12 protein-coding genes and 1 pseudogene are annotated in these 11,035 nt (G+C 33.5%); 8 read left to right on the top strand and 5 right to left on the bottom strand.

Annotated elements, in window-relative coordinates; genetic code table 11:
* Positions 1 to 105: 105 nt before the first annotated feature.
* Entirely contained in the window at positions 106 to 297 is a 192-nt protein-coding gene (locus RCH18_RS15455; protein ID WP_326937686.1) for a DUF1622 domain-containing protein, read from the bottom strand.
* A 592-nt stretch (positions 298 to 889) separates the two neighbouring features.
* Between RCH18_RS15455 and RCH18_RS15460 the strand changes: the two genes are divergently transcribed.
* The 3 genes from RCH18_RS15460 to RCH18_RS15470 all read left to right on the top strand — a co-directional run bounded on the left by RCH18_RS15460 (position 890) and on the right by RCH18_RS15470 (position 2,737).
* On the top strand, positions 890 to 1,543 hold the full coding sequence (locus RCH18_RS15460) for a hypothetical protein (RefSeq protein ID WP_326937675.1): 654 nt from the start codon (positions 890 to 892) through the stop codon (positions 1,541 to 1,543).
* Positions 1,544 to 1,846: 303 nt separating this feature from the next.
* Positions 1,847 to 2,239, top strand: coding sequence for a transposase (locus RCH18_RS15465; RefSeq protein WP_326937676.1), 393 nt, complete (start codon positions 1,847 to 1,849; stop codon positions 2,237 to 2,239).
* 261 nt (positions 2,240 to 2,500) lie between these two features.
* Positions 2,501 to 2,737, top strand: coding sequence for a hypothetical protein (locus RCH18_RS15470; protein WP_326937677.1), 237 nt, complete (start codon positions 2,501 to 2,503; stop codon positions 2,735 to 2,737).
* A gap of 166 nt (positions 2,738 to 2,903) precedes the next feature.
* Here the strand turns inward: RCH18_RS15470 and RCH18_RS15475 are convergent, their stop codons facing one another.
* Together RCH18_RS15475 and RCH18_RS15480 are read right to left on the bottom strand one after the other, a co-directional pair.
* A complete protein-coding gene (locus RCH18_RS15475; RefSeq protein ID WP_326937678.1) occupies positions 2,904 to 3,260 on the bottom strand; it encodes a helix-turn-helix domain-containing protein in 357 nt (118 codons plus the stop codon).
* A 5-nt stretch (positions 3,261 to 3,265) separates the two neighbouring features.
* On the bottom strand, positions 3,266 to 3,559 hold the full coding sequence (locus RCH18_RS15480; RefSeq protein ID WP_326937679.1) for a type II toxin-antitoxin system HigB family toxin: 294 nt from the start codon (positions 3,557 to 3,559) through the stop codon (positions 3,266 to 3,268).
* Between the two features lie 183 nt (positions 3,560 to 3,742).
* Here RCH18_RS15480 and RCH18_RS15485 point away from each other — a divergent pair, with 183 nt between their 5' ends.
* The 5 genes and pseudogenes from RCH18_RS15485 (at position 3,743) to RCH18_RS15505 (ending at position 7,823) form a co-directional block, all read left to right on the top strand.
* The gene (locus RCH18_RS15485; RefSeq protein WP_326937680.1) at positions 3,743 to 4,147 is read left to right on the top strand and encodes a transposase; all 405 of its coding nucleotides are present in this window, start codon (positions 3,743 to 3,745) and stop codon (positions 4,145 to 4,147) included.
* Positions 4,144 to 4,464, top strand: a complete 321-nt coding sequence (locus tag RCH18_RS15490; protein WP_326937681.1) for a hypothetical protein — start codon at positions 4,144 to 4,146, stop codon at positions 4,462 to 4,464. The genes RCH18_RS15485 and RCH18_RS15490 overlap by 4 nt, the downstream gene beginning before the upstream one ends.
* Before the next feature lie 43 nt (positions 4,465 to 4,507).
* Complete coding sequence (locus tag RCH18_RS15495; protein ID WP_326937682.1) at positions 4,508 to 5,407, top strand: transposase; 900 nt, start codon at positions 4,508 to 4,510, stop codon at positions 5,405 to 5,407.
* Positions 5,408 to 6,065: 658 nt separating this feature from the next.
* Positions 6,066 to 6,599, top strand: coding sequence for a tyrosine-type recombinase/integrase (locus RCH18_RS15500; RefSeq protein WP_326937683.1), 534 nt, complete (start codon positions 6,066 to 6,068; stop codon positions 6,597 to 6,599).
* Positions 6,596 to 7,823: pseudogene (locus RCH18_RS15505) on the top strand (IS91 family transposase). The gene RCH18_RS15500 and the pseudogene RCH18_RS15505 overlap by 4 nt, the downstream one beginning before the upstream one ends.
* 760 nt (positions 7,824 to 8,583) lie before the next feature.
* On the opposite strand, the gene RCH18_RS15510 reads toward RCH18_RS15505, so the two are convergent.
* Positions 8,584 to 9,006 (bottom strand): hypothetical protein, encoded by a 423-nt coding sequence (locus tag RCH18_RS15510; RefSeq protein ID WP_326937684.1) that lies wholly within the window; start codon positions 9,004 to 9,006, stop codon positions 8,584 to 8,586.
* The gene (locus RCH18_RS15515) at positions 9,003 to 10,886 is read right to left on the bottom strand and encodes a hypothetical protein (RefSeq protein WP_326937685.1); all 1,884 of its coding nucleotides are present in this window, start codon (positions 10,884 to 10,886) and stop codon (positions 9,003 to 9,005) included. Before RCH18_RS15515 ends, RCH18_RS15510 begins: the two co-directional genes overlap by 4 nt.
* Positions 10,887 to 11,035 lie beyond the last annotated feature (149 nt).

Here is an 11,035-nt window from a genome sequence, read left to right on the forward strand (position 1 = left end):
TTCAGCAAACTCTAAAAGGTTTTGTCCTGTAAATAAATCCATAATTCCCCTATTTTGTTGAGTTGCAAGATATGAAATTATCTACTGACCTCGTAAAAGTTAATATTAAATTTTATATGGATAAGCTGTACTCATCATTCTTTTCCTTAAATTTTTGCCAACGTAATTTTTCTTGTAACTCCATTGAAGTGAAAGACTTAAAAAAGTTCTAATAATTACAATTATACCTAAAATAGAAACTGATTTTAAAGAAGGTTTCGTTCTAATTGTTGCCATTATATCGGTAGCGATTAAGATTTCTAAGCCCGAAAAAAATGGATTTTACAGCTGCTTGCCGCAATATAATATAAATGACAAGATTTATACTTTTTAATGAATAAATAAATCTAAAAATGATGAATAATGATCCAACGAAATTTGTCAAAACTCCAATTGCTTCCATTATCGTTGCGATGCAGTCGAAATATATTTTAAACCGTCCATCAATTCTTATTGTTTTTAAACTGTCATTGGGTTTTTTAAATAGTAATTGTATTTATAAAATACTGCTATTATTAGTAAATATAATTGTTTTATTGCACAACAAAAATTGAATTGTTCTACTGTTTTAGAACTGATTAAAAATTTAATTTAAAAATACTGTAAAAGTTAATCTTTGATGAGTATATTGGAGTTATACTTATAAAATCTATATTATGCATAATTCTTGACCATTTAAATCAAATTTTTTATTGGATTACAACAGTCCAACAATAAAATCTTCAAAATGTAATCAATAAAATATAAATTATAGTTTTTTCGCTTTTAAAAGAAAAAGAGTGGTTCAATTTTCAAAAATAAATAATTCTAATAAATATTTGGTGGTAATAATTTTAAAATATATCTCATAATGGTACGAATAGTTATTTTAGGCTTGGGAGCCAGAAGCACATTATTTTATCAAGAAAAATTGCATCAGTTGTATTTTCAATTAAAAGGAAATTACGGAACATTTCCTTTTATTTTAAACCAATTGGATTTTAATTTGGTTAATCCTTTTTTACCAGAAAACATAGCAATTATTTCACCTATTTTGCAATATGAATTAAAAAAATATGATGTTACTGATGTTTATTTATTAGTTCCAAATATCACTATTCATCAGATTTTAGATCGCATGAACTTCCGATTAAACATTATTCATCCTTTTAAATTATTAATTAAAGAATTGGCTAATAGAAAAGAAAGAAAAATTGTTCTTTTTGGAACAAAATTCACCAACAATAATAACTATTTAACCTACTTTATTGATGAAAAGCTAATAGAAAATCTTATTACTGCAGAGATGCTATTTTTAGATGAATTGCGTAAAAAAGTTTATGCTTATCTTGAAACTGAACAAGATTTAATGATCTTCAATACGTTAATTTCTAAGTATTCAAAAAACTATATTGTTATAATTGCTTGCACAGAGTTATCCATTATAAATAGAAATAAAAGTACAAATGTTATTGATTTATCTTGGCTTCAATGTGTTGAAAGCTTACAATTGATAACGATTTAAACTTCAGATAATTCTTTTTTAAAAATTAAATTATCATTTTTTTTATCTAAAGTAGTCTGTAGATTTTATTGATCATACTCCTACTGATACCAAATCTTTGAAAATGTACTATTACTGTTTTTTTATGATCATGTGAAATTGTCATTAGTAGTATCCACATTTAACTTGAATGTCGTATTTTCAAATTTAATTCAATTATTTAATACTCGATTTGTATTTGTACAAAATTTTAAATGTCATCCTGAATAAACATTTTCAACATAAATGTGATGTAAAATAACAATTATTTCAGCAAATATATATGTGGACCTTATAGAGATTTACACGGCTTTGGTAGATAAAGATCATCACAACGGACGCGAAATCACTCAGTGTAAGGACCATAATGTTACCACTATTGTAGCCCAACCTGCCCAAGGAAAGAGCAACAAAAACGGAACACAATCCGATTATTTTGTATCTAATTTTGTGTACAACAACAACACCGACACCTATACTTGCCCACAAGGAAAGACTTTAAAAACCACTGGAAGCTGGCATAAAAAAACGGGACGCTCGGAAAACAGCGGTTATAAATTTAAGAAATACCGTACATCATACTGCAAAGAATGTCCAATGAAAGACCTTTGTACTAGTAGAACAGGGGGAAGGGAATTAAGCGAAGCGAATCACGAAAACCAAAAAAACAAATATTAAATTGAGTAGATTGACCGAAGTGAGTATGCTGATGCTGTTGAAAAAAATAATAAACGCTATCAAGAAAACCCACAGTTATACCGAAAACGACAAGAATTGGAGCATAGCGGAAATCATGAAGACAAAAAAAACAATAAAAAAGACTGAATAAATTAACGAACACATCTTTGGAAATATCAAACGGTTCCGAAGCTCCAGGAGGGTTATAATCACACCAATTTAACGGGACTCGAAAAAGTAAATGGCGAACACAGTTTGATCATGTTAGTGTACAACATCAAACGCACAATGAATATTCTGGGCGTTCCCGATTTAATTGATAAAATCCAGAAATGGAATGCAAAATACCCACCAAAAGGGTATGCCGTAATCAAAACGACCTTTTTTAAGCTCTTATGCGAGTTCAAAATTATCAAAAAATTATTTCTATGTCTAAAAACCGCCTCGCTTACAAGCGAATTTTGTGCGAATAGGAAAGGAGTTATTGAGTTAATTTAAGCAAAAGTGGGGTAAATTCACAGCCTGATGTTCCCGCGCTAAAAGAAGTTGCTGATGTAAGCGAGCCGAATTTTCTTTGCCTTGATAAATATAATTCGTGAAAATACAATTTCCAGCAGGCGGAAATCAGCAATTGCATTTAGCGTGTGTTACCAGAAGTGCGGATTTAATATGTTTGAATTAATACGTCAGTTGGAATATGCAATCTTTCATGAAGTTGTCTTATCATTTCCAATGAAAGTTTTCTTTTTCGGTTTAGAATTTCACTCGCACGACTTTTTAGTCCAACGATGTTCGCCAAATCAGTTTGATTATAACCCATCTGCTCCATTCTAAATTTGATTGCTTCAATTGGATCAGGTAAACTAATTGGAAAGTTTTCATTTTCAAATTGGTCAATTAAAATTCCAAGTACTTCAAGTTCATCTCCTTCCGGCGAGCCAGATTTAGCGTCAAAAATTATTTCAAGTCTTTCAATTGCTTGATTATAATCTTTTTCTGTTTTTATAGGTTTAATTTCCATATCAATTAAATTTCGTTTGCGTTTATCTTATCATATTCTCCATGCGTTCCAATAAATCGAATCCAAACCATTTGATAATCATAATTAATCTTTACAACTAATCTATAATTATTTCCTTTGATGTTGAATACAACTCTATTATCATTCAGAATACTTGCACTTGGATATTCCATTTTTATTTCATTTGGAGTTTTCCAAAGAACTTTACTCGTTTCCTGAAACCAAGCTTTCAATTGTTGTTCACAATCATTATGAACTTCCCAAAAATCCCGCAATATTTTTTTAGCAATTACTCGCAATGATTAAATTTTTGACGAAGATACACAAAAGTTCCCAGTTTGGGAAATTATTATGAATTTTTTTTTCTGCGAAATCCATGCGCATTTCTGGTAACGTCAGTCTTTGAAAAAATTTCCGTCTTATTTCTTACAAATATAGCCAAATTGTTTTGTTTATAAGCGAGAAAATTTGTACATTTAAAGATGCAACATATATCCGGAACATCGCGTCAACAGTTACAAATAAACAGTTTAGAAGATAAAATCGCTTTGGATAATCCTCTCGAAGCTTCGGGACGTTTTATTGAAGCTTTTGTAGAGCATATCTCACTCGCTGCACTTGGTTTTACAGTGCAAACTATAAAATCCGAAGGTCGTCCGAGTTTTAACACTAAGTTGTTTCTTAAAATCTATTTATACGGTTACCTCAATGGATTAATAATCTCGAGGAAGTTAGAAAAAGAGTGCGTTCGAAATATTGAATTACAATGGCTCTTAGAAGATATCTGCCCGAATTATCATAGCATTTCCTCCCGATATCGATCGGGATTAGAAAGCAAAACCCAGCTGGGCTTAGAAAACTCTTCAAACTCTTTGTTTCTTTTTTGAAAGATGCCGACTTGGTTGCTGGTGAAACCATCGCCATTGATGGCACAAAAAGTAGAGCACACAACAGTAAGAAAGCAAATTTTAACCAAAAGAAAATTGACAAACACTTGGCTTATATTGAAGAAAGAACCCAAGAATATCTCACAGAATTAGAAACAAATGATGTAAAAGACAACACAGTAACCGTTACTAAAATCCAAGAAAAAATAGCGCGTTTAAAGAAAAACAAAATCCGCTATGAATTACTAGAAGAAAAACTAAAAGCCAGTGGCGATACGCACCCGAGCCCGAAGGAGCGAACGGACGAAGTAAATTAGCACCACCGATTCTGACTCACGCGCACTACTGGTTCAGGGAGTTGTGGTCGAGATAAGTTACAACATCCAGGCAGCGGTAGACAATAAACACAATTTAGTAGTTGCTACTCACACTATTAATCGCAATGATCGTAGCGCATTAGCAGCCATAGCAATCGAAGCTAAAGAAAATCTAAACATAGAAACTTACACGGCTTTGGTAGACAAAGGCTACCACAACGGACGCGAAATCAATCAGTGCAAGGACCATAATATTACCACTATTGTAGCCCAACCTGCCCAAGGAAAAAGCAACGAAAACGGCACACAACCCGATTATTTTGTATCTAAATTTGTGTACAATAACGACTCCGACACCTATACTTGCCCACAAGGAAAGACTTTGAAAACCACTGGAAGCTGGCATAAAAAAACGGGACGCTCGGAAAACAGTGGTTATAAATTTAAGAAATACCGTACACCAGACTGCAAAGAATGTCCAATGAAAGACCTTTGCACCAGTAGAACAGGGGGACGAGAGATTGACCGAAGTGAGTATGCTGACGCTGTTGAAGAAAATAATAAACGCTATAAAGAAAACCCCCAATTATACCGCACACGACAAGAGATTAATGAGCATATTTTTGGAACTATAAAACGCCAATGGGGTTATAATCACACCAATTTAACGGGACTCGAAAAAGTAAATGGCGAACACAGTTTGATCATGTTAGTTTACAACATCAAACGCACGATGAATATTCTGGGCGTTCCCGATTTAATTGATAAAATCCAGAAATGGAATGCAAAATACCCACCAAAAGGGTATGCCTTGATTAAAGTGACCTTTTTTAAGCTCTTATGCGAGTTCAAAATTAGTAAACATTTATTTCTATGTCCAAAAACCGCCTCGCTTACAAGCGAATTTTGTGCGAATAGAAAAGGAGTTATTGCGTTAATTTGAGCAAAAGTGGGGTAAATTCACAGCCTGACGTCTTGGCGGTACAAGAAGTTGGGGATTAAAGATGAGAGTTTTTTCCATTAAACACCAATTTTCCAAGTACAAAACCATTTTTAAATTCAGCCTAAAACCCCAATTTCTTGTAACGGCTGTTGAACTAAACCTTCGGTAGTGTTTTGGGTGAAAATGTTAGTACTTTGTAAAAATACTAAAACTTTTTACATGGGTACAAAAAAAAGCATCCTGATGCGTTAAGGGAAAACAAAATCCTTAATCAGGCAATTCGTGAGGTTCCAAATTTTGAGGAACTCTTGCATCGATTTGAACGTACGATTTCTGTTTTAGGCAGAAGCCAAAGCACCTTTTCTAACTATGCTCGGCATGTAGCTTCTATGGCTTTGCATTTTGGAAAAATCCCCACAGAGCTTGATGTAGAGCAAGTACAAGAATACTTGTTTATGCTTCAGAAGCGTTTTAAAACACCATCACAAACCTATTTTAAACATTGTGTTTACGGACTTCGGTTTCTTTTAAAATCCGAGGGCTTGCCTTATGAATACCTGCATTTACCTTCGATAAAGCATGAGAAAAACTCCCAACAGTTCTCAGTAAAGAAGAAGTTTGGCGGTTGCTCAATAATTGCCAACTACTCAAACACAGAATGCTTATTGGTCTTTTATACGGTTGTGGATTGCGTTGTATGGAAGTGCGAAGTGTTCGTTTGCAAGACTTGGATTTTGATCGCGAGCAACTCAAAGTGGTACAAGGCAAAGGCAAAAAAGACCGCTATGTTCCGCTATCCAAACATTTAATTAGAGGACTCAAAACTTACATTGAAGCCGAAAAACCTAAAACCTATCTCTTTAACGGGCAACCAAAAGGCAGAGCAGGTGGAGATACTTCGTCTTCGCTCAGCACATGTTTTGATAGTCGGTATTCCCAACGTGGCGTACAATGGGCAGTTAAACAAGCCTGTAAATCTGCTGGAATTACTAAAGAGGTTTACGTGCATACGCTCAGGCATACGTTCGCTACCCATTTACTTGAAGACGGACTCGATATTATCACACTAAAAAATCTTTTAGGACACGAGCAAATCGAGACGACAATGGAATATTTGCACATTGCGCAACTTGACACTATAAAAGCTTTTAGTCCGCTAGATACACTTTTTGAAAAATGCAGCCGTAAATAGCTGCTAAGCGGAGTCGAGTAGCCTGCACTGAGCGTAGTCGAGTAGCCTGCACTGAGCGTAGTCGAAGTGAAGTCGCTGATGTACTGGAAAAACTGGGAAGCAAAGTAGAGCATCTAGGGCTCAATTCCTGGCAATTGCGGACTCTGTCAGCCGTGCGAAGATGCCGGACGGCAGCTTTAGGCGGTCATATTGATGCGTGTGATGAATGTGGGAAAATCAGCATCAGTTACAACTCCTGCCGCAATAGGCATTGTCCCAAATGTCAAGGTAAAAATCGAGAAGATTGGATACAAGCTCGTCAGAGCGAACTATTACCAGTTCCATACTTTACTCATGTTCTTTTATTTGTTTTTTATTTGAATTCGTGATTCGCTTCGCTTAATTCATGTTGTTTTTACTTTGCCTGATAGTATCAATAGTCTAGCGATGCACGACCCAAGATTGGTGTATAATATACTTTTTGAGTCGGCATGGGAAACGTTGAAAACCTTTGGCAAAGCTAAAGAAATCCAAACTGGAATGATAGCAGTTCTGCATACTTGGGGACAAAATTTATCCCTGCATCCACACTTGCATTGTATTGTTCCAGGCGGCGGTGTGGACAAAAATGGGAAGTGGCAAAACATACGAGGCGATGGTAAATTTTTGTTTCCAGTCAAGGCATTGTCCAAAGTTTTTAGGGCAAAATATTGCGAGAAACTAAAAGAGAGAAGCCCTGATAATTATACCAAAGTCAAGAAACAATTGTAAGAAAAGCAATGGGTAGTGTTCGCTAAGAAGCCTTTTGGAAGTCCAAAATCAGTGGTGGAATATTTAGGAAGATACACCCATAAAATAGCCATTAGCAACAACCGAATCCAAAGTATAGATAATCAAAACGTAACTTTTAGCTACAAAGATTACCGTCAAAACGGATTTAAGAAACAAATGACACTTACGCACGAAGAATTTATCCGACGATTTGCGTTGCATATTTTGCCCAAACGTTTTATAAAAATCCGTCATTATGGCTTTTTGAGTAGCACTTGGAAACGGGAGAAACTAAAGATTTTACAAGAAAAACTACAGGTAAAAGTGCTAGAAAAGGTAGAGAAAAAACCTTTTCTGCCCAAATGTCCTTGTTGTAAAACAGGCAATTTACACCGGATAGCGGTTTTTGACCAGCGTGGTCCGCCTGCTTGGTATCTTGGCGATAGCCAAAGCTCAATTCCCTGTACAAATTAACTTTATGGGTAAGGGATTTTATGGATAAATGTGAATGAAATCACTATGAATATTGTTCTTACAATACGGCAAAAAAAAAGAGGACTCCAAATCCTCTTGAAATCCTCCAAATAATTTTACGATAGCTCCATAGTGTTGACGGCATGTAATCGGTTCCGTTCAACCGCGGGTTCATTGTTCGTTCTTCGAACGCAACGAAACCCTAGCTGTTAGGCGATGGCAGTTTATTTATTCTGTTTCTCCATTCCAATTTATTACAATTGGTTTTTCCAAATTTAATTGTTTTTCGTCTTAAACATCTTGTTTTTACCTTAAAAATCTCAAAAAAAAATCGAGAAAAAATTCCGCTTTTCAAGTTTCTGTTTTACCATTTCAATATTCAGCCAAATTTTTCAAGTTTCCAATTTCCACAAACTCGATAAAATTCCAATATTCAAGTTTCCACATTCTACAAACTTAATCAACTTCCAATATTCAAGTTTCTACTCTGCGCAAACTTAAGCAAGCGTAATTTTCCACTTTAAAAATCCACAAAAATAAGAAAAAAATTTCGCTTTAAAAGTTTAGTTTTTCAACTTTCCATTTTCGGTTTTTCCTTTTTCTGTCCGTTCCAACCTGCTCTCGCATAACGTGTTGGTATATGAAAAGTAGCAGATTTATAGGTGCCATTTTTAGATTTAGAAATTAAGACAACAGAAAAGAACTAACTTTAGTATAGCTCTTAACTGCTATTTTTTATATACCGTGTTGTAGGCAGTATTTATTCAATGTAATATTCCCATTTAACTTTATATTTCAATATTGTAGAATCATTTATTTTTTCTACTAGATATAAATGTGGAAAAACCTTATATGGATATAAAGGGTTAACTTTATTTACTTCTTTATTTAAAGTTTTTAAGTCAGAAAATTTTATAATTTTTAGGTATTTAATATTACATGAATCAATTTCAGTAGACTTATTATAATATCTAAACATTTTGTCTTTAATATAGAAAATAATATCTCCGTCTTTTTTAATCTCTTTAATAAAAGTCCTTTTATGTTCGCTTTTTCCATCTCCAACTTCATATTCATAGGTTGAATTAGAAAATGAATCAAACTTAAGATATTTTTTCACTTCTGATTGAGAAAAAGAAATTTGGAAAGAAATAGCTAGAACAATTAATATTATTTTTTTCATTCTGTACATGTTTGATTAAGATTATTGTTTATATAGTTTGAGATTACATTTTCTATTCGAGTTCTTTCTGTATCATCCATAATTTCTTGCCAAGCCGTGATGTTTGAGTAAATTAAGCCTTCCCAAGATAAATCTAAATATAATTGTTGTGATTGTTGGTTATCTGGAATAGCGGTTCCTGTGTCAAACTCTTGCAATATTCGTGCTATTGTTTCTCGATAATGAGCAGCTATTTGTTGGTGTTGCCAATTACTATTAATGTCGCTACCATTTCTAAAATAGTAATCTAACATTCCTGGGTAATCACCTTGCAATAACATTTGGTTAACTAAACTTACATCAATACTTCCATTATTATTTGCAAGTGATAATAGTTTTCTAAACATTTCTGCATGTATCACTTCGTGTATAATTGTTTTAGCAACCAATAAATTTGGTCTTTTTTGATAGCTTGCATCTTTTATTGGATTACCATTTAATACTATATCTATAACATAGTTTTCTGGTGCTCTGGTATAAGCTTTTTTAGTATTTGAAGACATTGTTGCGTCAGCTTCGAACTTTAAATGCGCAACTGGAAACTCAGCCTCAAATTTTTTAATTGCATTTTTAAAGCCTGTACTTGATGATTTTAATTTATTATAGACGCAAAGAGCTTTACCTGTAAGTTCATTGATTATTTGTTCTTCAAAATCCACTTCCGCATTATTATTGGTTTCAATTTCACTATTAATTACTTTTTTAATAAAATTTTCTATCTTGGGAGTAATGGTAATTATTTCAGATAAATAATTATTGATATCTGCAAAGTCCTCACTGTTGCGGTTGTTGAAACCCCAAATGAACTGTTGGGAATTAAGGTTTAATTTATCCCCAAAGTTTAAGGCTGCTTTAACTTCATTTTGTGATAATTGAGTAAAATCATTATTAATTGAGTTATCAATTAAATGTCTGTCTACCGTGTTCTTGATATTGGAATCTGAATGGTAATAATTTCTTTCGTCAGTGTTTAAGAATCCACTTTCAAAATTTTTAATATCCCAAGTGTAAGGTACAGTGTTTGGTGCTGTAACGATACCACCATCGTCATCGCTACCTCCACCTCCACCTCCTCCGCCATTGCCATTGCCATTTCCTGGGTTATCATAAGGGTCAATCTGTCCTCCATCGTCTCCTGAGCCGCCAGAGCATGGGTAAGAATAAATATCATAATATACATAAAAATCAGCTGCATGACAACTTGAGTTTCTGGGTGATTCTTGGTGTCCTTCAACCCCATTGCTACATTCATAGGTTACCCTAACATCGATACAATCGTCAAGTTGGCTTGATTTTGCAGAAACAGATGATTTTGATTGCAATAAATCATTAACGTTAAAGACATCATTGCCTACTATTTTTACATTACCACTAAAGTGTTTGTTTGTATCTGCAAGCCATTTTTCGGACGGTGTGTACTTTAAAATATGTGATTTATATATTTCTTGGTTGTCGTTTACATAAAGCACTAAATTGTAGAAATCATCGTTTTCTGTTTGGGTCAAAATTGTAAACGTATAAGTAATAAAACCTTCTTTTTTTATTTTTATGATGTTATCTGTAAGGATGGTAGCGTCTTTAAAACCACTTGAACTTTTTTGGCTTAAATTATTTTTTGAAGATAATTTAACTTCATTAAAGGTTTTGTTAAGGTTCTGGAACTGATTGTTTAGGTTTGAGTTTGATTTGAAATCTTCAAATGAAATCTCAGTTATAGTTCTTTCCTGTTGAGTTTCTTGGGGAGCAATGTCCTCGTTTTTATTGCAATTGGTAAGTAATAAAGAAATTCCAAAAGTCAGTATTCCGAGTTTGAGTAAGTTTTTCAGTTTTTGTTTTTTCATGTGTTCCGTTGTTTTAAGTTAAGATTAATTTTCTATGTGATGGCATATTGCCTACAACGTCAGACTGTGAAAAAACCACCGTTTTACTTGCATCAAATATAGTATTTAATTTTGTTTATAAGCGAGAAAATTTGTACATTTAAAGATGC

It is taken from the genome of Flavobacterium sp. PL11 (assembly GCF_035985025.1).
GTDB lineage: Bacteria > Bacteroidota > Bacteroidia > Flavobacteriales > Flavobacteriaceae > Flavobacterium.